Origin of the sequence: Paracoccus albus, from assembly GCF_027913035.1 — a bacterium.
Taxonomy (GTDB): Bacteria; Pseudomonadota; Alphaproteobacteria; order Rhodobacterales; family Rhodobacteraceae; genus Paracoccus; species Paracoccus albus.
This window is the reverse complement of the sequence record NZ_CP115775.1, coordinates 445,993-472,211: the sequence shown is the minus strand read 5'-3', so window position 1 is coordinate 472,211 and position 26,219 is coordinate 445,993. Positions and strand designations below refer to the sequence as shown.

Here is a 26,219-nt window from a genome sequence, read left to right as displayed (position 1 = left end):
GCCATGTATTGCCGGGCTTTTCTTTGTTTGGATCGTAACTACGGCCGAAACATCGTAAGCTGCTCACAATATGAAAAGGGGCTGGCGAAAGCCAACCCCTCAAATCAAGTCCTAGCGGACGATGATTATTCGGCAGTGGTGTCGTCGTCGTCGTCGTCATCGTCATCCGAAGCGACAGCGGCGATAACGCCCAGCAGCAGCAGGGCCGGGACAACCAGGCCAGCGTTCGACGAAGGCGACGGGCCAGCGTCAACAACAACAGGCTCGACTTCCACGATCGGCTCGACATAGCCGCCGGCCAGAGCGGTGGAGGTGGTCAGGCCGAGGGCCAGGGCGAAGGTAGCAAATTTGGTCATGATCATGCTCCGTTTGGTCTTGTGAAAGCTACTGATAGCAGCAGCATCGGAGCGACAGTCTCACAAACTGATTGGCTTTGAAAGTCGGATTAAATCAAATCCCCGGCGGCTTTGCGTTAACTGTTGCATATTTCACAACACGCTCCACATCGGCCAGTTCCTGCCTGCGCAAAGCTCGGCCAAGGGTGTCCCACATCAGGCGGAACCCCGCCGAAACACCAGCCCAACAAGGAATACAACAGTTGCAGCCCCAATAATAGAGGGCCCTGCGGGTGTATCGGCATAAAGACTGGTTGCAAGGCCGAGAACGACCGCACCAGCCCCGATAACAGTCGAAAGGATCGCCATTTGCTCTGGTCCGCGCGCGAATCCACGGGCAGAGGCCGCAGGAATCACAAGCAGCGCTGAAACCAAAAGCGCCCCGACGACACGAATCGAAACCGCGACCGTAACCGCCATCGCCAGTGTGAGAATCAGTCTTTCACGGTCAGGCGAAACACCAGAGGCCATCGCAAGTTCTTCATTGACGGTCGCAGTGATCATGCGATTCCACCGCAGATACAACAGTCCCACAACCAGACCGGCACCGCCCCAGACCCAGAGAAGGTCGACCGGCTGCACCATCAGTATATCGCCGAACAGCCAGCTGTTCAGGTCGGTTCGCAGCCCCGGAACGAAGCTGGCGGCGATCAGACCAAAGGCAAGCGCACCATGCGCCAACACACCAAGCGCGGTGTCAATCGCCTCTCCTCTTCCGGCGAGATGTGCCACCAGCCAGCCCATCGCAAGCGCAACAAGCAGGGTTCCGATATAGACCGGCCCGCCGATCGCAATGCTCAGCGCCACGCCCAATATTGCCGCATGAGCCGTCGCATCCCCGAAATAGGCCATGCGGCGCCAAACCACGAAACAACCCAGCGGCCCGGCGGCAAGAACGACCCCCAGACCGGCCAGAACTGCGCGAATCAGAAAATCGTCAAACATGGTGATGTCCGTGATCGTGAGTATGCGACGCACCCGCCCCATCGTGACTATGGTCATGGTGATGGCGATACAATGCCAGCGTCTGTGCAGATTCCGCACCGAACAGCGCCTGATATTCCGGGGCTGCGCTGACGGCCTGCGGCGTGCCGTGGCAGCAGACATGCCCGTTAAGGCATATCACCTGATCCGAGGCACGCATGACGACCAGCAGATCATGGCTGACCATAAGGATCGCGGTTCCGGTTTCACGCCGTATATCCTCGATGAGCTGATAAAACTCGACGATACCCGGCTGATCCAAGCCCTGCGTCGGCTCATCCAGCACCAGAAGCTGGGGCTCGTGCAACAGCGCACGCGCCAGCAATACGCGCTGAAACTGCCCGCCGGACAGCCGCGTGATCTGCCGGTTCTGCAATCCGGCGGCACCCGTTCGCGCCAACACCGCCGCCGCGTCCGCATCACCAACCCTATCGGGCAAGGATAAAAAGCGCCGCACGGTCATCGGAATGCGGTCATCAATATGAACGCGCTGCGGAACATAGCCGATTCGCAGGCCGGATTGACGCGTAACGGTGCCACGCGCTGTCTTCACATGACCGAGAATGGCTCGAACCAGCGTCGACTTGCCAGAACCGTTTGGCCCCACCACTGTCACGATTTCCCCCGGCATGATCGTCAGGTTAACGTCATTGAGAATATAGCTCTCTGAATCCTTATGCCGTACCGTGAGCTTCTGCGCTTCGACGACTGGAGCAAGCTTGGCGACGTTCATGCGTCACCACGGGCGCAGCGGGCGCAAAGCCCGAGCGCCTCAATCGTTGTCCGCTCAACGGCAAAGCCCGCTTCCATTGCGATGTCGGACAGTTCGGCGCGCAGATCGACTGCATCCATCTCGGCAACAGCCTGGCATCCCCGGCAGATCAGAAATGCAGGCGCTGCACCGTCCGCATGGCTGGCCTGGCACGCTGTAAAGGCATTGAGACGCTGGATGCGATGGGCAAGCCCATTCTCGACAAGAAACTCCAGCGCGCGATAGGCGACGGGGGGCTGTTTGCCCAGCCCTTCGGCCGCCAGCCTCTCCAATACCTCATAGGCGCCGAAGGCACGGTGTCTCTCCAGAAGAATTTCCAGCACCCTGCGGCGCACCGGGGTCAGGCGCAGCCCCTGGGCCTCGCTTACCTCTTCGGCCCGCGCCAAGGCGGTGCTGGCACATTCGCCGTGATCGTGGCGCTCAAAGATCCTGATCATGTTATATTATCACATTCGGGTTGACTTGTTATGTTATTACATACATGTCTTCCCGCGTTTCACAAGGAATGGAGCAGAAATGCGCGCATATTTTCTGATGGGTCTGGCCTTCACGCCTGCCCACGCCCTGGCAGAGGCACCTCAGGTTTTGACCGACATGCCGGTCACTGCCTCTCTCGTTCAGCAGGTGATGGGCAACGAACGCAATGTCGATTCACTGCTTGATGCACAAAGCGATCCCCATGACTTTCAGCTTCGCCCGAGTCAGGCCAAAGCCCTGCAGGATACTGACCTTCTGGTCTGGATCGGTCCGGAAATGACGATCTGGCTGGCTGACGCAGCCAATACGCTGGGTGCCGATCGGCAAATGCAGTTGCTACACCAGCCTGGCACGCACCTGCGCCAATTCGGCAGCAGTGAGGACGATCACAGCCACACGGATGAGGATCACGAAGGCGAAGATCATCATCATGATCACGAGGACGGGCACGAACACACCGGAACCGACCCGCACGCGTGGCTCGATCCGAAAAACGGCCAACTATGGCTTACACTTATTGCCGAACGCCTCGCCCAGATGGATCCCGAAAACGCCGAGACCTATCGCGACAATGCTGCCGCAGCAGCAGAAACTATCGAGTCGCTGGACGCCGAGATAACGACCGAGCTTGCAGGCTCGACAGAGCAGCCATTTGTTACCTTCCACGATGCCTATGGCTATTTTACCGATCACTACGGAATGCCCGCGGCGATCACGGTCTCAATCGGCGATGCAAGCGCTCCATCGGCATCGCGCATCCGAGAGGTCCGCGAAATGATCGACGGATCCGGTGCAACCTGCGCCCTAACCGAAGCCGGGCAATCGCCACGCATGATTGAAGCGGTAATTGATGGCACCGACCTGCAAACAGGCGGCGAAATTTCACCGAACGGAGCAAAAATAGACGCAGGACCAATGCTCTATCAGGAAATCCTGAGGCAGCTTTCGCAGCGTATTTCAGCCTGTTCTGACATGCAGAAATAATATCCGATAAAAACACTTTGACATTCCGGGGCGGGTCGCGCAATTTCACTTTCGACAGCTCTCGAAAGGAAACGCTATGACCGCGACACGTCCCGCTGAATTCGTCCGCGCCGGCATTGTTCCGGTGAACAATCTGCCGACCCATGAAGCAGAAAGCCTGACCGCCGGAGGCAATCAGGCGCTGATCGTGCTGAACGATCAGGTTTACAATTTGCGCATCACCCGCGCGGGCAAGCTGATCCTGACGAAATGATTAACCCTTGGGACGGCGGGGCCCTCCTTTGCGACCTGATCTCGCGGGGCCGCCACGGCCCCCCGGCTTCCCGCCACCCGGTCTGCCACCGCCATCGCGACCGCGCGGCTTTGGTCCACCGTCGCGCTTCGGCCCCTCCCCACGCGGTTTGAAGCCAGAGCGTGGTCGTGGCTTGCCACCATCACCTCCGCCAAATCCCCGCGTCTCGTCGCGGTCGCGATGCGGGCGGTCAGCTGACCTGCCGAAAGGCTTGCCGCGACGCCCCTCATCCGATCCTCGCGCATCTCTATCTCTGCCGCCGCGCGGCTTACGCTCGCCATCAGGATCACGCCCAAACGACCGCTTACCAGCACCATCTGACGCGGCATTCTTGTTGAATTTGGGCTTGCCTCGGCCTTGACCATCCCGATCGCCGCGCTCGTACAAACCGCGCTCACCATCATCACGACGGGGCCGGCCACTGCCGTCCTGCCGGACCGCACCGAATTTCTTCGGCCCATCCTCACGATCACGCTCCTTACGGAAACGTCCTTCCGCGCCAACGCGCGAACGCGGTGAATTGCCGTCGGACCGCGCTCCGAATTTACGAGGCGCCACGTCGCGACCAAGATCATCACGCGCCCCATCACGGCGAGGGCCGCAACGTTCTTCATCCGCGCCACGCGCACGGAATGGCCGCTCCTTCTCCTCAGGCTCACCGGTCAAAAGCCCGCCCAGTTGATCGCGCAGCACGCGGCGCTTGATTTCCCTGACCTCGTTCTCCTCCATCCCGGTCAGTTTGAACGGACCATAGCCGATCCTGATCAGTCGGTTCACCTGCAGCCCGACATGGGCCATCGCCCGGCGGATCTCACGATTCTTGCCCTCGCGAATGCCAACCGTCAGCCAGGCATTTGCACCTTGCTGGCTGTCCAGCTTGATCTCCATCGGGGCAAATTCTTCGCCGTCGATCTCGACACCGCGCCGCAAGGGCGCGAAGGTCAGATCATTGGGCTGACCGTTCACCCGCACACGATAGCGCCGCAGCCAGCCGGTTTCCGGAAGCTCCAGCCGCCGCTTCAACTCGCCATCATTGGTCAGCAGCAGCAACCCTTCCGAGTTCAGGTCCAGCCGCCCGACGCTCATGACGCGCGGCAGATCACGCGGCAGCGCATCAAAAACCGTCTGCCGCCCCTTCTCGTCATTTTCAGATGTCACCAACCCGACCGGCTTGTAATACAGCCACAGCCGCGTTTCCTGCGGTTCGTCCAGCTTCTTGCCGTCAACTGTCACCTTATCCGAGGGCAGAACATCCAGGGCCGGGCTGTCGATCTTCTTCCCATTCACCGCCACGCGGCCTTCCAGAATCATTCGCTCCGCCTCACGACGAGAGGCGACGCCGGCGCGTGCCATGACCTTGGCGATTCGGTCGGCGTCAGCGGGTTTTTCGGGGTTCTTCGGGTCGGTCATCGCGATTCTCCTTTGGCGCATCCCTGCGGCGAAAGCACATGATTACGCCCTCTGCCCGCCGAAGTGAAGTATTTCCCAACCGCTTGCCAGAATCCTTGCCGCGCGTCACAACGCGGCATGAGCGATTTCACCTCACATATGCCACGCGCTCTTGACGAAGCCCGCGCTGCAGCCGGCCGCGGCGAGGTGCCGGTCGGCGCGGTCATAACCGATGCTCAGGGCAATATCATCGCCAGCAGCGGCAACCGCACACGCGAAAAAAGCGACCCGACCGCACATGCAGAAATTGAGGTTATCCGTGCCGCCTGTCGGATCGCAGGCTCGGAACGCCTGCCCGGATACCAGATCTGGGTCACGCTGGAGCCCTGCCCGATGTGCGCTGCCGCCATTTCCGCCGCGCGCATTGCGCGGCTTTATTACGGTGCCAACGATCCGCGCATGGGCGGCGTGCGTCATGGTGCCAAGGTCTTCGACCACCCACAATGTCACCACCGACCGGAGATCACCGACGGCCTCTCCGCCACCGAATCGCGCGACCTGCTGCAAGAGTTCTTCGGCAAACGCCGCTGATCGTCTTTGGTGGACAAATACCTCGGGGTGAGCCGCGCCAGCGGCGAGGGGCAGCGCCCCTAAGCCGGTCAGAAGCTGGCACCATCGATCATCGTCACCGAAAGGCTGCGCGCATCAACGCCGTCCAGACAGTTCACGTTGATCCCGTAGACCTCCTGCTCTCCCCGCTTGCCCTTCGCATAGGCCTCGATTCCGCATACCGGACAGAAAAGATGCGATATCGCGTTCTTGTTAAACAGAAATTCCGTTGTCGCCCCATCCTCGACCACCTTCACCGCTTCAGCAGGCACAAAGCTCCACACGCTGCCAAGCCTGCGGCAGCGTGAGCAGTTGCAGGCATTTACCTCGCTCAGATCAAGCTCTGCCTCAAAGGCGATTGCGCCGCATTGGCAGCTTCCGGAATAGTGCTGAACAGCCATTTCACTCCTCCATTTGTTCTGTTAATGTTCTGTCAGCTTGTGCATTGCGGCGCAATGATTATCTGATGCGCTTGGGCCAGAACGGCGGGACATGTCCATGGAACAGAAGTTCATCGAAATTCGCGGCGCACGCGAGCATAATCTGAAGAACGTGGATATGGATATTCCGCGTGACCAATTGGTGGTCATCACCGGGTTGTCGGGTTCAGGTAAGTCTAGCCTTGCCTTCGACACGATCTATGCCGAGGGGCAGCGCCGCTATGTCGAAAGCCTGTCGGCCTATGCGCGACAGTTCCTCGACATGGCGGGCAAGCCGGATGTGGACCATATCAGCGGGCTGTCCCCGGCGATTTCTATTGAGCAGAAGACGACCAGCAAGAACCCGCGCTCGACCGTCGGCACGGTGACCGAAATCTACGATTATCTGCGCCTGCTCTTCGCCCGCGTCGGCACCCCCTACAGCCCGGCCACCGGACTGCCCATCGAGGCGCAGCAGGTTCAGGACATGGTCGACCGGATCATGGCGATGGAGGACGGAACGCGCGGCTATCTGCTCGCCCCCATCGTGCGGGACCGGAAGGGCGAGTATAAGAAAGAATTCCTCGAACTGCGCAAACAGGGCTTTCAGCGGGTTAAAGTCGATGGCGAGTTTTACGAAATCGACGAGGCCCCGGAACTCGACAAGAAATACCGCCATAACATCGACGTGGTGGTCGATCGTCTTGTCGTGCGCGAAGGTTTGGAAACCCGGCTCGCCGATTCATTGCGCACCGCGCTCGATCTGGCCAGCGGCATCGCCATTCTGGAAACCGCCCCGGCGGAAGGCGACCCCGAACGTATCACCTTCAGCGAAAACTTCTCCTGTCCGGTCAGCGGTTTCACCCTGCCGGAAATCGAACCGCGGCTGTTTTCCTTTAACGCGCCGATGGGCGCTTGCCCCGAATGCGACGGGCTTGGGGTGGAATTGTTCTTCGACGAACATCTGGTCGTGCCGGATCAGGCACTGTCGATTGCGGGCGGGGCCATTGCGCCCTGGGCCAAGTCGAAATCCGCTTACCTGACCCAAACGATCAACGCGCTTGCCAAGCATTACGGCTTCGACAAGAAAACCCCGTGGCGCGATCTGCCGGAGAAGATCAGGAAGCTGTTCCTCTATGGTTCCGGCAAGGACGAAATCAAGTTCCGCTTCGACGATGCGGGTCGCATCTACGAGGTCACGCGAAAGTTTGAGGGCGTCATCCCCAACATGCAGCGCCGGTTGCGCGAAAGCGACTCGAACTGGGTCCGAGAGGAGATGGAGCGGTATCAGAACAACCGCCCCTGTCAGGTCTGCAACGGCTATCGCCTCCGCCCCGAGGCGCTGTCAGTCAAAATTGCCGATCACCATGTCGGGCAGGTCGTCGAGAAATCGATTCACGAGGCGCTCGATTGGATCACCGACGCCCCGAACCATCTGAGCAAGCAGAAGAATGAAATCGCCGTCGCGATCCTCAAGGAAATCCGCGAAAGGCTGGGTTTTCTGGTGAATGTCGGTCTTGATTACCTGACGCTCAGCCGCGCGGCGGGCACGCTGTCGGGCGGGGAAAGCCAGCGAATCCGGTTGGCCAGCCAGATAGGCAGCGGGCTGACCGGCGTGCTCTATGTGCTGGATGAGCCATCGATCGGGTTGCATCAGCGTGACAATGACCGGCTGATTACCACGCTGAAAGGGCTGCGGGATCAGGGCAACTCGGTAATCGTGGTGGAGCATGACGAGGATGCGATCCGCAATGCCGATTATGTGTTCGACATGGGGCCGGGCGCGGGCGTGCATGGCGGCGGGGTCGTCGCCAAAGGCACGCCAGAGGAAATCGCCGCGGACAGTGCCAGCCTGACCGGGCAGTATCTGGCCGGAATACGCGAAATCGCCGTACCTGCCGAACGCCGCAAGGGTACCGGCAAGTCTGTCACCGTCGTCGGCGCGACCGGCAACAACCTCAAGGATGTGACCGCCGAGTTTCCCTTGGGCAAGTTCGTCTGCGTCTCGGGCGTGTCGGGCGGCGGCAAGTCCACGCTGACCATTGAAACCCTTTTCAAAACCGCATCACAGCGGCTGAACGGCGCACGTCAGGCCCCTGCTCCTTGTGAGACGATCAAGGGCCTGGAAAACCTCGACAAGGTGATCGACATCGACCAACGTCCCATCGGCCGCACCCCGCGGTCAAACCCGGCGACCTATACCGGCGCTTACGACCATATCCGCGACTGGTTCGCCAACCTGCCGGAATCCAAGGCGCGCGGCTATAAGCCCGGCCGGTTCAGCTTCAACGTCAAGGGCGGGCGTTGCGAGGCCTGTCAGGGTGACGGCGTCATCAAGATCGAGATGCATTTCCTGCCCGACGTCTATGTCGAATGCGAAACCTGCCACGGCAAGCGCTATAACCGCGAAACGCTTGAGGTGCTGTTCAAGGGCAAATCCATCGCAGATGTGCTGGCCATGACCATCGAAGAGGCTCAGGAATTCTTCAAGGCAGTACCCTCGATCCGGCGCAAGATGGATGGGCTGATGCAGGTCGGCCTTGGCTATGTGAAGGTCGGCCAGCAGGCGACGACGCTGTCCGGCGGCGAGGCGCAGCGGGTGAAGCTGGCCAAAGAACTGTCACGAGCTTCCACCGGCAAGACCTTGTATATTCTTGATGAACCGACAACCGGCCTGCATTTCGAAGATGTGCGCAAGCTGCTGGAAGTGCTGCATCACCTTGTCGAACAAGGCAATACGGTTGTCGTGATCGAGCACAATCTCGACGTCATCAAGACAGCCGACTGGATCATCGACATCGGCCCGGAAGGCGGTGACGGTGGCGGCCAGATCGTGGCGAGCGGCACGCCAGAGGATGTTGCCGAAGTGGACCAGAGCCACACTGGCCGTTATCTAGCCCCGATGCTGCCCGTACCACAGCGGAAAAAGGCGGTGCGGCAAAAGTGACACGGGTGCGGCGCAAAGGTCGCATTTCGTTCAAATCTATGGGAACCTGCGGCGCCACACCTTGCGTTTGACCGTCGTCAGGGGCGATAGCCCTAGTATATGCAGGGCGGATATCTGTTTGCCCGTATCGTTTTCGCGCCCTTGGTCTGCCCCGGGGGAAATGGAAGGAAGTCAGAATGCGCCTCATCTCTATCGCGCTTGCCGTGGTCGTCGGCTTGGCCGCTTGTGCCCCGACCACCCAAACGGCACCAGCCGCGCCGACCAAGGTCGTCCCCGCCTATTACGAAGCCCGCACCGATACCGGCCCGAATGGGGAGCCCATTCAGATCAGCGCTGTCAAATCCGCCTATCTGAATGAACGCACGATGCGCACGACCGTGCCTTACAATGGCCCTGAGGAGGCAGGCACCATTGTCGTCGATCCGTTCGCGCGTGTTCTGTACTATGTGCAGGCAGGCGGCATGGCAGAGCGTTATGGCGTCGCCGTTGGCGCAGCCGGCAAGAACTTCGCAGGCAACGGGACCATTGCGCGCAAGGCGGAATGGCCCAGCTGGACCCCGACCCCAAACATGGTCCGCACGCAGCCGGAACTTTACGGCCCGCTGAAAGGTGGCATGGCAGGCGGCAAGGACAATCCGCTGGGTTCGCGTGCGCTGTATCTGTATCAGAATGGCCGCGACACCTACTACCGTATCCACGGCACGCTGGACGATTCCTCGATCGGCAAGGCGACCTCGGCCGGTTGTATCCGCATGTTCAACCAGGACATTATGGACCTGTTTAACCGGATCCCGAACGGCACCACCGTTCATGTCCGTTCGCAGTCGGAAAGCGTTCGCTACGAAGGTCCGGTCGTTGAATCGCCGGAAGGTTACGCGATCCCCGCGAACCAGACGCCGATGACGACCGCTGCACCGGGCACCAGCCCCGTTGAAAGCGTGATCATCGAAGGCTGATCCTGAACACACCAATACGGAAAGCCCCGGCGACATTCACCGGGGCTTTTTAATGTATATACCTGATTAACTTTTCTAATTGGCCCATTTAGGCTATGTGAGTTTGGTATTGTTCGTTTTGGGGAACCCCATGCCTAATTTTGCCAATGAAGAGCGTAAGGTCCTTTCCGCCGATGAGCAGGAGCTTTCCGCACAATCCCGCCAGCCGAAGCTACGCAATCAATCTGATGAAGATCTGGCAAAGCTGATCGTCCAACTGGAGGCCGCGCGGGATGGCGCCATCAAAGCCGAGGAGGGCAAACCGGCCGCCGAGGGTGCGCGCCCGCGCTCTGCCTATCTTGAAACAGCGACGCGACGTGCAGTGAATGAGCGCAACCGCCGCCGTAGGGCAACCAAGACGAACGGCAAAACAGGTAAGGCAGATGGGGTGGCAGCCGCCAGAAGCCGCAGGGCCACGAAACCGCAGGAACCGCGCAAACCTGCGGCACGGGGTGCCCGTTCTTCCCGCTCAAAACAGACGAGTGATCGTCGCGGCAACGGCCCGCGTAAGGCAGCTCAACCGAAAGCGGTGGCCGCTCAGGCGTCATCCACCTCATCCGCGGCTGACAATGGCGTTTCAGCAGTCGCGAAACGCAGGGAACCCGCACAGGGCCGCGCCAAGGCCAAACCACCCGTCAGGACCGCTGGATCAGCGCGGAGCAAGGCGCCAAAACAGGCTGATAATCAAGCCATCAACGACAAGCAAACCGCCGAGACCGTGAAGGAACTGACCGAGAAGGCCGACCGTCAAATGGCAAAGGCCGAAAAGGCACTGGCAAAGGCTGAAAAGGCCGCTGCGAAGGCGTCTGAAAAGGGCAAGAAGAAATTTACCGTCGCGGCAAAAGAAGCTCAGGAGAAGGCGCGAAAGGCCCAACGCAAGGCACAGAAAATCACACGGCGCGCGCGCAAGGCCGCAGCCGATCTGGGCTGACATTCGATCACCGCTCTAATGCCGGATCGAGGTTTCACCCGGTCCGGCAATTTGCTAATCCCGATGACAGACGGGTTAATGCGAGAGCGGTCGAATGCGACGATTCCTGACTGCTGTTTTGGTTCTGTGCCTGAGCGGGCAGACTGCTCTGGCACGGCCTGCCGTTGACGCCATCGACGGAAGGGCGCCGAAAACGGCAGCCAAAAACGAACGCTGCACAGATGATGGCCTGCATTGTATTCGCGCTGAAACTTATGTCGCCGATGTCTGCCGGACCATCGAACGCGCCGCTTCGCGAGAGGGTCTGGACAAGAATTTTCTCGCGCGCCTGATCTGGAAGGAAAGCCGGTTCGAGCCGAGCGCGGTCTCTCCTGCCGGGGCCGAAGGCATCGCCCAGTTTATCCCCAGCACGGCGCGGATCGTCGGGCTGCATGACCCATACAACCCGGCAGAGGCGATTCAGGTTTCAGCCAACTACCTGCGCCGGTTGCGCGACTATTTCGGCTCCATCGGGCTGGCCGCTGTCGCCTATAACGGTGGCGAGAACCGGGCGGCACGCTTTCTTCAGGACGGTGGCACCCTGCCCTACGAGACGCAGGATTATGTCGAAGCCATCACCGGCTTCAACGCTTGGCGTTGGCGCGACGATCCGCCGACGCCGGATAAACTGGACCTGCGTCTGGATGGTGACACAGCCTTCCTGCCCGCCTGTACAAAGCTTGCCGGAAACCGGACCCTGCGAGAGTTTGCGCCGTCGCAGGCCAGTGACCCCGTTCTGCCCTGGGGCGTGATCCTGGCGTCACACCGGACCCGCGCAGGCGCGCAAAGTCAGGCCAACCGCTTCAACCGTGCCCTCAGCCCGATCCTTGACGGCAAGCGCGTCAGCTATGTCAGGCGCACCCTGCGCAAAGGCGCGCCGCGGGTCTACACCGCGCAGGTCGGCTGGAATTCCAGATCAGAGGCAAATCGCTTCTGCCAAAGGGCGCGTTCGGTCGGGCTGAGCTGTATCGTTTTGCGCAACTGATCGGCCGAAACCTTGTAACTCACACCATATGCTCAACTGAAAAGGGCGCCGCAGACCGGCGCCCCTTCATCGCTTTACGCCCTAATTACTCCGTCCAGCGAACCTGAGACAGATCATTGGCAGGGGTCGGTGAGTTTTCCCACAACCCTTCGATCTTGGCATTTGCAACGCCGGTCTTGGCAAGCTGGAACAGGTATCCGTTTGCATAGTCATCGGCTATGATCGTCTGCGCCTGCTTCAGCAATTCGGAACGACGGGCATCGTCGGTTGTGCTGTTTGCCTCTGCCAGTACCTCTTTCAACTCATCATTGCTGTAATTGAAATAGTAATCATCGCGCACATAGATGCCGATATCCATGGGCTCGACATGGCTGATGATGGTCAGATCGTAATCCTTGCCCGTATAGACCGTCTCCAGCCATTGCGCCCATTCCATATTGGTCGCCTCAGTTTCGATGCCCACGGCACGCAGTTGCGCCGCCAGCAGCTCCCCGCCACGACGAGCATAGGGCGTGGGCGGAAGGGCCAGACGTAGGGTCAGGTCCTCTATCCCGGCTTCTGCCAGCAATTCCTTGGCACGCTCTGGGTCATAGGCCGACTGCTCGGTCAGATCGACATAGTCCGGGTGATGCGGCGCGAAATGCGTGCCGATCGGCGTGCCGTAGCCGAACATTGCCCCGTCAATGATCTCCTGCCGGTTAACGGCATGTGCAATCGCTTCTCGTACCTGAACATTGTCGAGCGGCGGTACGGCTTTGTTCATCGTCAGGATCGTCTCACCCTCTGTCGTGCCGACGATGACCTTGAAGCGGGGATCGGCCTCCAGCTGCGCCAGAGTCTCGGTCGAGGGAAAGATGGGAAAGGCATCGACATCGCCTGCCATGATCGCCGCAAAGGCAGCGGTCGGATCACCGATGAAGCGGAAGGTGGCGGTCTTCAGTGCCGGCTTGTCGCCCCAATAGCCCTCGAACGCATCAAGACGAATGGAATCGCCCTGACGCCATTCTCCGAACTGGAACGGCCCTGTGCCGACGGGCTGGGTCGCTTCATTGGCAACCGAGGCCTCATCCAGCATCACCGCATCGCCCCAAGCCATCTTGAACGGAAACATCCCATCCGCGGCGGACAGTGTGATCCGCACGGTGACAGGATCGACGGCCTCTACCGTTTCGATGCCCTCGAACAGCGTTTTCTGCGGATTGGTCGAATCATCGGCCCGCGCACGATCCAGCGAAAACACGACATCTTCAGCGTTGAAGTCCGCACCGTCGTGGAACTTCACGCCTTCCTGCAGGTGGAAAATATAGGTTTTGCCGTCATCCTCCACATCCCAACTGCTCGCCAGAGCTGGCTGGATGGTGCCGTCGGGCGCGAACTTCGTCAGCCCCTCAAACACATTGGAATAGACGATTTCGTCGATAGCGGCAGCGGCATTGCCCGTTGGATCAAGGCTCGGCGGCTCCAGCACCATGCCAAGCGTAATGCCATCCTGCTGGGCCAGAGCGGGTGTCGTGAGAAGTGCGATTGCAGCGGTTGTGATCGTCCAGCGTTGGAACATTGTTCCCCCCAAAGGTCTAAGCTGGGCGGTATAATGGGAAAATATCGCCGGTAATCAAGGCCTATCCACGTTGGCCTGGCACAAGCTGGCGGCCGTCAGTGCTCTCGCGGCTCTGTCAGTTGCTGCAATCCACCCGCGAAGATCAGCCAGAGGCTTGTGATCACAAGGCCCCAGTTGGCCCAGCTGGACGGATGAAAGTCGACAAGGATCGCCCATATCCCACAAGCCACCCACGCGGCAGCCATCGGCAAGGAGATGGCCCGCCAGCGTTGCGTGCGGACCGGATGGACAAACTTTACGTTGGTGAACATCGCCACGGTCAGCACCGCGACGATAAGAAGGATAAGCCAAAAATTCGGCTTCAACGCAAATAAGACGAGAACAACCATATTCCAGCAAGCAGGAAACCCTGCAAAGGAATTATCACGCGTTTTCATACGCGTGTCAGAGAAATATAGAATTGATCCATAAGTGATCGCAATGATTGCGAACCACCCCGTCCAGCCCGGCAGCAGGTCTGATTTGAACAGCGCAAAGGCCGGTATGAACACATAGGTCAGGAAGTCGATGATGAGATCCATCAGCACGCCATCGTATAGCGGCCAGGTTTCCTTGACCCGGTACCGCCGCGCCAGCGGGCCGTCGATACCGTCGACAACTAGCGCGACAATCAGCCAGAAGAACATCAGCGACCACCGCTCTTCCACGGCGGCAAGCATCGCCAACATAGAGAAGACCGCACCAGAGGCAGTTAGCAGATGAACGAACAGGGCTTTCAGGCGTATTTCCATCAGGCGGTTGTCGCATTCCGGCAAAATAGGCGCAAGGAGAATGGCGCTCGTAAGCCGGGGAAGCCCGCCATAGGAAGTCTACACGTCCGCATTCCTTCGGCGTGTGCTCCGCAGCAGGTCATTCCGACAACAAACGACTTCGCGAAGCCGCCCCACTTAAGGGCGCTGCGCGACCGTAAAGCTTACCTTAGCGCTCTTGGAATAATGGTGGGTGATAACGGATTTGAACCGCTGACATCTTCGATGTGAACGAAGCGCTCTACCGCTGAGCTAATCACCCGTGGGGCGCTAGATAGCCCCGGCTGCATTGCTGCGCAAGGGGTTTCGGCGCAGCGCCGACGCAGAAGCGAAAGGGGGCGCGGAATCAACCGCGCCCCTTTCCTGTCAATGTGCCGTGCGGGTCGCACCGTCACGCTCGCCACGGGCGGCCGCCTGACGCGCGGCTTCAGCGGCTTCTTCGGCCGCCTCGTCCCATTCGACAGGCTCGGGCATATGCACAAGCGCGTGTTTCAGAACCTCGCGGACGTTGGAAACCGGGATGATATCCAGCCCCTCTTTCACGTTTGCCGGGATCTCGACCAGATCCTTGGCATTGTCTTCAGGGATAAGCACCGTCTTGATGCCGCCACGAAGGGCCGCCAGAAGCTTTTCCTTCAACCCGCCAATCGCAAGCGCATTGCCGCGCAATGTCACCTCACCAGTCATGGCGATATCCTTGCGGACCGGGATGCCAGTCATCACCGACACGACAGAGGTCACCATCGCCAGACCAGCCGACGGGCCGTCCTTGGGTGTCGCACCCTCAGGCACGTGGACGTGGATGTCCCGCTTCTCGAACTCCGGCGGCTTGATGCCAAGCTCTGGCGCGACGGAACGCACGAAAGAGGACGCGGCGTCGATGGATTCCTTCATCACATCGCCAAGCTTACCTGTCGTCTTCATGCGCCCTTTTCCGGGCAGCTTCAGCGCCTCGATCTGCAACAGATCGCCACCGACCTGCGTCCATGCAAGCCCTGTCACGACGCCGACCTGATCCTCTTTCTCGGCCAAACCATAGCGATGGCGGCGAACGCCCAGATATTCCTCGGCCTTCGCGGCGTCGACCTCGACAGTCTTGACCTTGCCCTTGAGGATCTCTGTCACCGCCTTACGCGCCAGCTTGGCAATTTCGCGTTCCAGCGAACGTACGCCAGCCTCACGCGTGTAATAGCGGATGACATGGGTCAGCGCGTCGTCGGTGACGCTGAATTCACCCTTGCGCAGACCATTCGCCTTGACCTGCTTGGGCAGCAGGTGACGGCGCGCGATCTCACGCTTTTCATCCTCGGTATAGCCGGCCAGCGGAATGATCTCCATCCGGTCGAGCAGCGGCCCGGGCATGTTATAGCTGTTGGCCGTGGTCACGAACATGACGTTCGACAGGTCGTATTCCACCTCAAGATAGTGGTCCACGAAGGTCGAGTTTTGCTCGGGATCCAGCACCTCCAGCATCGCGCTTGCCGGGTCGCCACGGAAATCCTGCCCCATCTTGTCGATTTCATCGAGCAGGATAAGCGGATTCGTGGTTTTGGCCTTTTTCAGCGCCTGAATGATCTTGCCGGGCATGGAGCCGATATAGGTCCGGCGGTGACCCCGGATCTCGCTTTCATCGCGCACACCACCAAGGCTGATGCGAATGAATTCGCGACCCGTCGCCTTCGCCAGCGAGCGGCCAAGCGAAGTCTTACCCACGCCGGGAGGACCAACGAGGCTGAGGATCGGGCCTTTCAGCTTCTGACTGCGCGCCTGCACGGCCAGATATTCGACAATGCGTTCCTTGACCTTTTCCAGCCCATAGTGATCGGCATCAAGGACCTGCTCGGCCTTGCCGAGATCCTTCTTCGTCCGAGACTTCACACCCCACGGCAGGGCCAGCAGCCAGTCCAGATAGTTGCGGCTGACGGTCGCTTCTGCCGACATCGGGGACATAGACTTCAGCTTCTTCAGTTCGGATTCCGCCTTTTCGCGGGCTTCCTTGCTGAATTTGGTCTCTGCGATCTTCTGCTCCAGTTCGGCGAGTTCGTCCGAACCCTCCTCACCATCGCCGAGCTCTTTCTGAATGGCCTTCATCTGCTCATTCAAATAGTACTCGCGCTGCGTCTTCTCCATCTGGGTTTTGACGCGCGATTTGATCTTTTTCTCTACCTGCAGAACAGACATTTCGCCCTGCATCAGGCCGTATACCTTCTCCAGCCGTTCAGCGACGACGAGCGTTTCCAGAAGCTCCTGCTTACGCGCGATTTCGATGCCAAGGTGGCCAGATACCAGATCGGCAAGCTTTTCGGGTTCGGTCGATTCCGCGACGGACGAGACAACCTCATCCGGGACATTCTTGCGGATCTTAACATATTTCTCGAACTCTTCGGCAACCGCATTGCTCAGCGCAGTCACGGTGTCTGCATCACCCTGCTCTTCGATCAGAGGTGTTGCTTCAGCCTCAAAATAGTCCGCATTATCCAGAAATTTCGTAATTTCGACACGGCGCTGCCCCTCGACCAGCACCTTGACGGTGCCGTCGGGCAGTTTCAGCAGTTGCAGCACATTGGCCAGAACGCCGACACGGTAAATACCTTCATCGGTCGGCTCATCGACCGCCGCGTCTTTCTGCGTTGCCAGAAGGATCGGACGGTCATCGGCCATGACCGCTTCGAGTGCCCTCACGGATTTGTCGCGACCGACGAAAAGCGGCACGACCATGTGCGGGAACGCCACGATATCGCGCAGCGGCAGCACGGGATGCGAATGAATGATATCGGTCATGTTCTTCCTTTCAAGCCCGAGGGCGCGAGTCCCAAGATCGGCAACACGGACCCCCTGCGTCAGCTAAATCTAGGCATTGCACATAGGCGATTCAATGCCGAACGTTTTGGGCAGTATCGCTGGTTGAGCAGCTTCAGCCAAAGCATATGCCGAACCGTACAACGTTAAGCATGACACGCTGGCGGTGCTTCCCAAAAGTCGGATGCGAAAGGGCCAGGCATTCCCGCCCGGCCCTTTCAGTATCTAGCGTCTCAGAAAGATCAATCGTCAGCAGAAACTTCTTCGGCGGAGGTATCGACCGCTTCTGCGAACTCGGTCGGGGCGGCCAACGCTGCCGCGGCCTCGGCCTCTGCACGACGTGCCTCGATCACTTCCGCATCACGGTCGCCTGCGATCTTCTTCAACCGCATTGTCGCGCCACCCGTACCGGCTGGGATCAGACGGCCGACGATAACATTTTCCTTCAGACCAACCAGCTTGTCGCGCTTGCCCTGAACCGAGGCCTCGGTCAGCACGCGGGTCGTTTCCTGGAAGGACGCGGCCGAAATGAAGCTGCGCGTTTGCAGCGACGCTTTGGTAATGCCCAGCAGAACCGGCTCACCCGTCGCGGGCTTGCCGCCCTTGGCTTCGATCTTGGCGTTTTCTTCCTCGAACTCGTCGCGCTCGACATGCTCGCCTTTCAGCAGCGTGGTGTCGCCGCTGTCCAGGATCTCGATCTTCTGCAGCATCTGGCGAACGATCACTTCGATATGCTTGTCGTTGATCTTCACGCCCTGCAGTCGATAGACGTCCTGCACCTCGTCGATGAGATAGTCGGCCAAAGCCTCGATCCCCATGATCCGCAGGATGTCATGCGGGGCCGGATTGCCGTCCATGATATACTCACCCCTTTGCACGAAGTCACCTTCCTGCACCGGGATGTGCTTGCCTTTCGGCACCATGTATTCGACGGGATCCAGCCCCTCTTCCGCCGGTTCGATCGCGATACGACGCTTGTTCTTGTAGTCCTTGCCAAAGCGCACATAGCCGTCGATTTCGGCGATGATCGCGTGGTCCTTTGGACGGCGCGCCTCGAACAGTTCCGCCACGCGGGGCAGACCCCCGGTGATGTCCTTGGTCTTGGCACCTTCGCGCGGGATACGCGCCACAACGTCACCGGCCTTGATCTCCTGCCCGTCCTCGACGGACAGAATCGCGTCCACCGACATCGGATAGGTCACAGGATTGCCCTGATCGTTGCGAACAGGTTCGCCATCAGCACCGACAACGATGATTTCCGGCTTCAGATCGCCGCCTTTCGGGGTCGAGCGCCAGTCGGTCACGATCTTCTGGGTCATACCCGTCGCATCATCGGTATCGTCGCGGACCGAGAGGCCAGAGATAAGATCAACGAATTTTGCGACACCCGGCTTTTCCGCGATGATCGGCAGCGTATAGGGGTCCCATTCGAACAGCTTCTGGCCACGGATGACCTCTTCGCCTTCCTTCACCATCAGCTTCGAGCCGTAGAACAGCTTGTGCGAAGCCACCGGCTCGCCCTGCTTGTTCATCAGGTTCAGCACCATGTTCCGCGCCATGACGATCAGCTCGCCCATGTCGTTGGTAATGGTCGCCTCATTCTCGAAGGACACGGTGCCCTCCTGGTTCGCAGCCGTGAAGGACTGCTGACCACCCTGGGCAACACCGCCGATGTGGAACGTCCGCATCGTCAGCTGCGTGCCGGGTTCACCGATGGACTGGGCGGCGATGATGCCGACAGCTTCACCAATGTTGACCAGCGTGCCACGGGCCAGGTCGCGACCATAGCACATGGCGCAGACACCGTCTTCGCTTTCACAGGTCAGGGCCGAGCGGATGCGGACGTTCTGAACACCAGCGGCCTCGACCGTATCGGCCTTGCGCTCGTCGATCAGCTCGCCCTGACGGACGATGACCTCATCCGTGCCCGGAACCAGCACGTCCTCTGCCGCGGTACGGCCCAGAATACGCTCGCTCAGCGGAGAGATGACTTCGCCATCATTGACCGCAGCAGAGGCATTGATCGCCTGTTCGGTGCCACAATCGTACTCACGCACGATGCAGTCCTGCGCCACGTCAACCAGACGACGGGTCAGATAACCCGAGTTCGCCGTCTTCAACGCGGTATCCGACAGACCCTTCCGGGCGCCGTGGGTCGAGTTGAAGTATTCAAGAACGGTCAGACCTTCCTTGAAGTTCGATATGATCGGCGTCTCAATGATTTCGCCATTCGGCTTGGCCATCAGGCCGCGCATCCCGCCCAACTGCTTCATCTGGGTGACAGAACCACGCGCACCGGAATGCGCCATCATATAGACCGAGTTCGGCTCCATTTCCGCGCCCGCGTCGTCTTTGCGGGTTGCGGCGATGGTGGACATCATGGCGTCGGTGACGCGGTCGTTACATTTCGACCAGGCATCGACAACCTTGTTGTACTTTTCGCCCTGCGTGATGAGACCGTCCAGATACTGCTGTTCGAACTCTTTCACCTGATCCTGAACTTCGCCCACGATGTCCCACTTGTTATCCGGGATCACCATGTCGTTCTTGCCGAAGGAGATACCGGCGCGGAACGCTTCGCGGAAGCCGAGACCCATGATCTTGTCCGAGAAGATCACCGCCTCTTTCTGGCCGCAGTAGCGGTAGACGGTATCAATCACGTGCTGCACGTCTTTCTTGCGCAGCAGGCGGTTCACAAGCTCAAACGGCGCTTTCGCGTTCAGCGGCAGCAGCGCGCCAAGGCGCAGACGGCCCGGCGTGGTTTCGAAGCGCTGCATAACCTCATTGCCGTCTTCATCAATCTGCTTGAGACGGGCATTGATCTTGGCATGCAGATGAACCTCGCCTGCGGCAAGGGCGTGCTCGACCTCATCGACATTGGCGAAGGACATGCCCTCACCCTTCATGCCTTCGCGCATCATGGTCGTGTAGTAGAGACCAAGGATCATGTCCTGCGACGGAACAATGATCGGCGCGCCGTTGGCGGGCGACAGAACGTTGTTCGTGGACATCATCAGAACGCGGGCTTCCAGCTGGGCCTCAAGGCTCAGCGGGACGTGCACGGCCATCTGGTCGCCGTCGAAGTCGGCATTGAAGGCCGAACAAACCAGCGGGTGAAGCTGTATCGCCTTGCCTTCGATCAGGATCGGCTCAAACGCCTGAATACCCAGACGGTGCAGCGTCGGCGCACGGTTCAGCAGAACCGGATGCTCACGAATAACCTCGTCCAGAATATCCCAGACTTCGGGACGCTCTTTCTCGACCAGCTTCTTGGCCTGCTTGACGGTCGACGAATACCCCTTCGCCTCAAGCCGCGAATAGATGAACGGCTTGAACAGTTCCAAGGCCATCTTCTTCGGCAACCCGCACTGATGAAGCTTCAGTTCCGGCCCGGTCACGATGACCGAACGGCCCGAGAAGTCCACGCGCTTACCCAGCAGGTTCTGGCGGAAGCGGCCCTGCTTGCCTTTCAGCATGTCCGACAGCGATTTCAGCGGGCGGCGGTTATTGCCCGTGATAACGCGGCCGCGACGGCCGTTGTCGAACAGCGCATCAACCGATTCCTGCAGCATCCGCTTTTCGTTGCGGACAATGATGTCGGGCGCACGCAGCTCGATCAGGCGCTTCAGACGGTTGTTCCGGTTGATCACGCGTCGATACAGGTCGTTCAGGTCCGAGGTCGCGAAACGCCCGCCATCCAGCGGAACCAGCGGACGCAGTTCCGGCGGGATGACCGGAATGACGGTCATGACCATCCATTCCGGGCGGTTGCCGGATTCCAGGAAGCTTTCTACGATCTTCAGACGCTTGATGATCTTCTTCGGCTTCAGCTCGCCCGTGGCTTCTTTCAGCTCTTCACGAAGTTGTTCTGCCGTCGCATCCAGGTCGATATTGGCCAGCATGGTGCGGATCGCCTCGGCGCCGATATCGGCGGTGAAGGCGTCGGCACCGAACTGGTCCTGTGCGTCCATGAACTCTTCTTCGGTCATCAGCTGACCATAGGTCAGATCGGTCAGTCCGGGTTCAATGACGACATAGTTCTCGAAATACAGGATCCGCTCCAGATCGCGCAGCGTCATATCCAGCATCAGGCCGATGCGGGACGGCAGCGACTTGAGGAACCAGATATGGGCAACGGGTGCGGCCAGCTCGATATGGCCCATACGCTCACGGCGGACCTTTTGCAGCGTGACCTCGACCCCGCATTTTTCGCAGACAAGGCCGCGATACTTCATGCGCTTATATTTGCCGCAGAGGCATTCATAATCCTTGATCGGGCCAAAGATACGCGCACAGAACAGGCCGTCACGTTCCGGCTTGAACGTGCGGTAGTTGATGGTTTCAGGTTTCTTCACCTCGCCATAGGACCACGCGAGGATTTCCTCGGGTGATGCCAGCGAGATCTTGATTTCGTCGAACTGCCGCGGCTGGGCCAGCGGGTTCAGCGGGTTGTTGGCGATTTCCTGGTTCATTTTCAATTCCTAATGAGTGGCGCGAGGGAGGGGCAGTTCCGGACCCCGTAGGGTGCGCTTCGGCGCACCACCACGGGATGATCCGTCACTCTTCCTCCTCCGCATCCAGGAGTTCCATGTTGAGGCCCAGACCCCGGACCTCTTTGACAAGAACGTTGAACGATTCCGGCACGCCGGCCTCGAAATTGTCCTCGCCCTTGACGATGCTTTCATAGACCTTGGTCCGGCCTGCCACGTCATCCGACTTCACCGTCAGCATTTCCTGCAGGGTGTAGGCGGCGCCGTAAGCCTCAAGGGCCCAGACCTCCATCTCACCCAGACGCTGACCACCGAACTGCGCCTTACCACCCAGCGGCTGCTGGGTAACGAGCGAGTACGGACCGGTCGAACGCGCGTGCATCTTGTCGTCGACCAGGTGGTGAAGCTTCAGGTAATATTTCACACCGACCGTGACGGGACGTGCGAAAGGCTCACCCGTGCGGCCGTCAAACACGATGGACTGACCCGACGTGTCAAAACCGGCACGCAGCAGCGCATCGTCGACGTCGCCTTCCTTGGCACCGTCAAAGACCGGAGTCGCGATCGGGACACCGGTGCGCACGGCCTCGGCATGCTCGATCAGTTGCTCATCCGCCATGCCGTCGAAGGTTTCGGCGTACATTTCATCGCCATAACCGTTCTTCATGGCCTCGCGGATGCCGGACATATCGCCGGAACCGTGACGGAAGGCTTCCAGTGCCTCATCGATCTTGATCCCCAGACCGCGCGCGGCCCAGCCCATATGGGTTTCCAGAATCTGACCGACATTCATACGCGAAGGCACGCCAAGCGGGTTCAGCACAATGTCGACCGCAGTCCCGTCAGCAAGGAACGGCATGTCTTCGATCGGAACGACCTTGGACACAACACCCTTGTTGCCGTGACGACCAGCCATCTTGTCGCCGGCCTGAAGCTTGCGCTTCACGGCAACAAAGACCTTGACCATCTTCATCACGCCCGGAGGCAGGTCGTCGCCCTGACGGACCTTTTCGACCTTGTCGTCGAAACGGTTGTCGAGCGCTTTCTTCTGCGCGTTGAACTGATCGTGCAGCGCCTCGACTTCCTTTGCGGTGTCTTCGTCGCCAATGGCAAGCTGCCACCACAACCCGCGCGAGATCGAGCCGAGCAACTCGTCATCGACGGTGCTGTTCGACTTGACGCCCTTCGGACCCTTCACGGCGGTCTTGCCCGAGATCAGCGTTTTCAGGCGCGCATAGATGTTACGCTCCAGAATCGCCAGCTCGTCATCGCGGTCGCGCGACAGGCGTTCGACTTCTTCACGTTCGATCTGCAGCGCACGCTCGTCCTTGTCGACGCCGTGACGGTTGAAGACGCGGACTTCGACGATGGTCCCGTAAGCACCGGGCGGCAGACGCAGCGAGGTGTCGCGCACATCGGACGCCTTTTCACCGAAGATGGCGCGAAGAAGCTTTTCTTCCGGCGTCATCGGGCTTTCGCCCTTCGGCGTGATCTTACCGACAAGAATGTCACCCGGCCCGACTTCGGCACCGATATAGACGATGCCAGCCTCGTCGAGGTTGCGCAGCGCCTCTTCGCCGACGTTCGGGATGTCGCGGGTGATTTCTTCCGGACCCAACTTGGTATCACGGGCCGCGACTTCGTATTCGTCGATATGGATCGAGGTATAGACGTCGTCGCGGTGGATCCGCTCGGAAATCAGGACCGAGTCCTCATAGTTGTAACCGTTCCACGGCATGAACGCGACGATCACGTTCCGACCGATGGCCAGTTCCCCCTGATCGGTCGAGGGACCGTCAGCGATGACCTGACCGTTCACGACCTTCTCACCCACTTTCACCAGCGGACGCTGGTTGATGGTCGAGGACTGGTTGGACCGCTTGAACTTGCGCAGACGATAGATGTCCACGCCGGCATCGCCGGCCCCAAGGTTCTCAGTCGCGCGGACAACAATACGCTGCGCATCGACCTGGTCGATGATACCGCCGCGACGGGCCATGATCGCTGCGCCGGAATCGCGGGCAACGGTCGCTTCCATTCCGGTACCGACAAACGGCGCTTCGGCCCGCAGAAGCGGAACTGCCTGGCGCTGCATGTTGGCACCCATCAGGGCGCGGTTGGCGTCATCGTTTTCAAGGAACGGGATCAGTGCTGCGGCAACCGAAACCAACTGCTTGGGCGACACGTCGATCAGATCGACGGCGTCGACCGGGTTCAGCATGAAGTCACCCGCCTGACGGGTGCTGACCAGCTCATTGATGAACTTGCCGTCATCGTCGAGTTGCGCGTTGGCCTGCGCCACGGTGTGACGCATTTCCTCGGTCGCGGACATATAGACCACGTCGTCGGTGACCTTGCCCTCGACAACCTTGCGGTAGGGGGTTTCGATGAAGCCGTATTTGTTGACGCGCGCGAAGGTCGCGAGGCTGTTGATCAGACCGATGTTCTGACCTTCCGGCGTCTCGATCGGGCACATCCGGCCGTAATGGGTCGGGTGCACGTCGCGGACTTCAAAGCCCGCACGCTCGCGGGTCAGACCGCCCGGCCCAAGCGCCGAGAGACGGCGCTTATGCGTGACTTCCGACAGCGGGTTCGTCTGGTCCATGAACTGCGACAGCTGCGAAGAGCCGAAGAATTCCCGCACTGCGGCCGCCGCCGGCTTGGCGTTGATCAGATCCTGCGGCATGACCGTATCAATCTCGGTCTGGGACATCCGCTCACGGATCGCGCGCTCCATGCGCAGCAGGCCGACGCGATACTGGTTCTCCATCAATTCGCCGACCGAACGGACGCGGCGGTTGCCAAGGTGGTCGATATCGTCGATCTCACCCTTGCCGTCACGCAGTTCAACGAGACCGCGGACACAGGCCACGATATCTTCCGGGCGCAACGTACGCTGCGTATCCGGCGCATCAAGGTCAAGACGCATGTTCATCTTGACCCGGCCAACGGCGGACAGATCATAACGCTCTGCATCGAAGAACAAGCTATCGAACATGGCCGAGGCCGCTTCAACGGTCGGCGGCTCACCCGGGCGCATGACGCGGTAGATGTCCATCAACGCGCCTTCGCGGTTCATGTTCTTGTCCGACGCCATCGTGTTGCGGATATAGGCGCCGACATTGACGTTATCGATGTCCAGCACCGGCAGGTCGGTGATGTCATTGTCCAGCAGCGACTTCAGCAAGCCACCCGACAGCTCGCCGTCCTTGTCGTATTCAGCCGTGATCTCGTCACCGGCTTCGGCATAGATCAGACCGGTTTCATCGTTGACGATGTCTTTCGCGATGAAGCGGCCCACGATCTGATCGAACGGAACCAGAAGGTCGATATCCTTGCCGCCGTCGAGCAGTTGCTTGACCTGACGCGGGGTAACCTTGTCGCCTGCCTTGGTGATGACTTCACCAGTCGCTGCATTCACCAGATCGAATGCCGGACGCGAGCCGCGCATACGCTCGGGGAAGAAGCGCGTGACCCAGCCGCCTTCTGCGCCCTTCTTGCCTTTTTCCAGCTTGAAGCCGACGGTATCATAGAATGCATCCATGATGCCTTCCTGATCCATGCCAAGCGCATAAAGCAGCGTTGTCACCGGCAGCTTCCTGCGGCGGTCGATACGCGCGAATACCAGATCCTTGGCGTCGAATTCGAAGTCCAGCCAGGAGCCGCGGTAAGGAATGATGCGGCAGGCGAACAGCAGCTTGCCAGAGCTGTGCGTCTTTCCGCGATCATGGTCGAAGAACACGCCGGGAGAGCGGTGCATCTGGGACACGACAACACGCTCGGTCCCGTTCACGATGAACGTACCGTTCTGCGTCATCAGGGGCATATCGCCCATGAAAACGTCCTGTTCCTTGATGTCCTTGACCGATTTCGCGCCGGTGTTTTCATCGACATCAAACACGATCAGCCGCAGCGTCACCTTCAGCGGCGCAGCGTAGGTCATGTCGCGCTGCTGACACTCCTCAACGTCGTATTTCGGCTTTTCCAGCTCGTATTTCACGAATTCCAGCGTCGCGGTCTCGTTGAAATCCTTGATCGGGAAGACCGACTGGAAAACGCCCTGAATACCCTCTCCATCGGAATGGGTATCGCTGTCGCCCGAGTTCAGGAACAGGTCGTAAGAGGATTTCTGAACCTCGATGAGGTTCGGCATTTCGAGAACTTCGCGGATATTACCGTAGCCGCGCCGGATGCGCTTCTGGCCGACATATGACTGCGCCATGGGGTTTTGCACCTTTCGTCTTGACGCGCGCGCACCGTCGGGGCCCGGAGCGTGCGGCCTGCGAATGTCAGGGGTTCTGGTTCAATACCTGCCGCACGTCCCACCGCGCGGCTCCCGAACCTG

General features: G+C 59.6%; 18 protein-coding genes and 1 tRNA gene. 7 read left to right on the top strand and 12 right to left on the bottom strand.

Annotated features, from left to right (window positions below):
* Positions 1–125: 125 nt before the first annotated feature.
* The 4 genes from PAF20_RS02375 to PAF20_RS02360 form a co-directional block, all read right to left on the bottom strand.
* Positions 126–362 (bottom strand): hypothetical protein, encoded by a 237-nt coding sequence (locus PAF20_RS02375; RefSeq protein ID WP_271072158.1) that lies wholly within the window; start codon positions 360–362, stop codon positions 126–128.
* Between the two features lie 189 nt (positions 363–551).
* Entirely contained in the window at positions 552–1,340 is a 789-nt protein-coding gene (locus PAF20_RS02370; RefSeq protein ID WP_271072157.1) for a metal ABC transporter permease, read from the bottom strand.
* Entirely contained in the window at positions 1,333–2,112 is a 780-nt protein-coding gene (locus PAF20_RS02365; protein ID WP_271072156.1) for an ATP-binding cassette domain-containing protein, read from the bottom strand. Before PAF20_RS02365 ends, PAF20_RS02370 begins: the two co-directional genes overlap by 8 nt.
* Positions 2,109–2,588, bottom strand: a complete 480-nt coding sequence (locus PAF20_RS02360; RefSeq protein WP_271072155.1) for a Fur family transcriptional regulator — start codon at positions 2,586–2,588, stop codon at positions 2,109–2,111. The genes PAF20_RS02365 and PAF20_RS02360 overlap by 4 nt, the downstream gene beginning before the upstream one ends.
* A 79-nt stretch (positions 2,589–2,667) precedes the next feature.
* On the opposite strand from PAF20_RS02360, the gene PAF20_RS02355 reads away from it, so the two are divergent.
* Together PAF20_RS02355 and hemP are read left to right on the top strand one after the other, a co-directional pair.
* Complete coding sequence (locus tag PAF20_RS02355) at positions 2,668–3,612, top strand: zinc ABC transporter substrate-binding protein (protein ID WP_271072154.1); 945 nt, start codon at positions 2,668–2,670, stop codon at positions 3,610–3,612.
* Positions 3,613–3,688: 76 nt separating this feature from the next.
* The gene (gene hemP, locus PAF20_RS02350; RefSeq protein WP_271072153.1) at positions 3,689–3,865 is read left to right on the top strand and encodes a hemin uptake protein HemP; all 177 of its coding nucleotides are present in this window, start codon (positions 3,689–3,691) and stop codon (positions 3,863–3,865) included.
* Here hemP and PAF20_RS02345 read toward each other — a convergent pair whose 3' ends face one another.
* Positions 3,866–5,314: a pseudouridine synthase gene (locus tag PAF20_RS02345; RefSeq protein WP_271072152.1), complete on the bottom strand. Its 1,449-nt coding sequence runs from the start codon at positions 5,312–5,314 to the stop codon at positions 3,866–3,868.
* A gap of 117 nt (positions 5,315–5,431) precedes the next feature.
* On the opposite strand from PAF20_RS02345, the gene PAF20_RS02340 reads away from it, so the two are divergent.
* Entirely contained in the window at positions 5,432–5,884 is a 453-nt protein-coding gene (locus PAF20_RS02340; RefSeq protein ID WP_271072151.1) for a nucleoside deaminase, read from the top strand.
* Positions 5,885–5,952: 68 nt separating this feature from the next.
* Here PAF20_RS02340 and PAF20_RS02335 read toward each other — a convergent pair whose 3' ends face one another.
* Positions 5,953–6,303, bottom strand: a complete 351-nt coding sequence (locus PAF20_RS02335; RefSeq protein ID WP_271072150.1) for a GFA family protein — start codon at positions 6,301–6,303, stop codon at positions 5,953–5,955.
* 97 nt (positions 6,304–6,400) lie between these two features.
* Between PAF20_RS02335 and uvrA the strand changes: the two genes are divergently transcribed.
* The 4 genes from uvrA to PAF20_RS02315 all read left to right on the top strand — a co-directional run bounded on the left by uvrA (position 6,401) and on the right by PAF20_RS02315 (position 12,218).
* Positions 6,401–9,268: an excinuclease ABC subunit UvrA gene (gene uvrA, locus PAF20_RS02330; RefSeq protein WP_271072149.1), complete on the top strand. Its 2,868-nt coding sequence runs from the start codon at positions 6,401–6,403 to the stop codon at positions 9,266–9,268.
* A 176-nt stretch (positions 9,269–9,444) separates the two neighbouring features.
* A complete protein-coding gene (locus PAF20_RS02325; protein WP_271072148.1) occupies positions 9,445–10,224 on the top strand; it encodes a L,D-transpeptidase in 780 nt (259 codons plus the stop codon).
* A 130-nt stretch (positions 10,225–10,354) separates the two neighbouring features.
* The gene (locus PAF20_RS02320; RefSeq protein WP_271072147.1) at positions 10,355–11,194 is read left to right on the top strand and encodes a hypothetical protein; all 840 of its coding nucleotides are present in this window, start codon (positions 10,355–10,357) and stop codon (positions 11,192–11,194) included.
* Between the two features lie 94 nt (positions 11,195–11,288).
* On the top strand, positions 11,289–12,218 hold the full coding sequence (locus PAF20_RS02315) for a lytic transglycosylase domain-containing protein (RefSeq protein ID WP_271072146.1): 930 nt from the start codon (positions 11,289–11,291) through the stop codon (positions 12,216–12,218).
* An 85-nt stretch (positions 12,219–12,303) separates the two neighbouring features.
* Here PAF20_RS02315 and PAF20_RS02310 read toward each other — a convergent pair whose 3' ends face one another.
* The 6 genes from PAF20_RS02310 to rpoB all read right to left on the bottom strand — a co-directional run bounded on the left by PAF20_RS02310 (position 12,304) and on the right by rpoB (position 26,096).
* Entirely contained in the window at positions 12,304–13,776 is a 1,473-nt protein-coding gene (locus PAF20_RS02310) for an ABC transporter substrate-binding protein (protein ID WP_271072145.1), read from the bottom strand.
* 95 nt (positions 13,777–13,871) lie between these two features.
* Positions 13,872–14,567 (bottom strand): CDP-alcohol phosphatidyltransferase family protein, encoded by a 696-nt coding sequence (locus PAF20_RS02305; protein ID WP_271072144.1) that lies wholly within the window; start codon positions 14,565–14,567, stop codon positions 13,872–13,874.
* A gap of 205 nt (positions 14,568–14,772) precedes the next feature.
* Positions 14,773–14,847 (bottom strand) — tRNA-Val (locus PAF20_RS02300).
* 104 nt (positions 14,848–14,951) lie between these two features.
* Positions 14,952–17,366 carry an endopeptidase La gene (gene lon / locus PAF20_RS02295; protein ID WP_271072143.1) on the bottom strand — a complete coding sequence of 805 codons (2,415 nt, stop codon included), beginning with the start codon at positions 17,364–17,366 and terminating at the stop codon, positions 14,952–14,954.
* Between the two features lie 260 nt (positions 17,367–17,626).
* Positions 17,627–21,856 (bottom strand): DNA-directed RNA polymerase subunit beta', encoded by a 4,230-nt coding sequence (gene rpoC / locus PAF20_RS02290; protein WP_271072142.1) that lies wholly within the window; start codon positions 21,854–21,856, stop codon positions 17,627–17,629.
* 85 nt (positions 21,857–21,941) lie between these two features.
* On the bottom strand, positions 21,942–26,096 hold the full coding sequence (rpoB, locus tag PAF20_RS02285) for a DNA-directed RNA polymerase subunit beta (RefSeq protein WP_271072141.1): 4,155 nt from the start codon (positions 26,094–26,096) through the stop codon (positions 21,942–21,944).
* Positions 26,097–26,219: the final 123 nt, after the last annotated feature.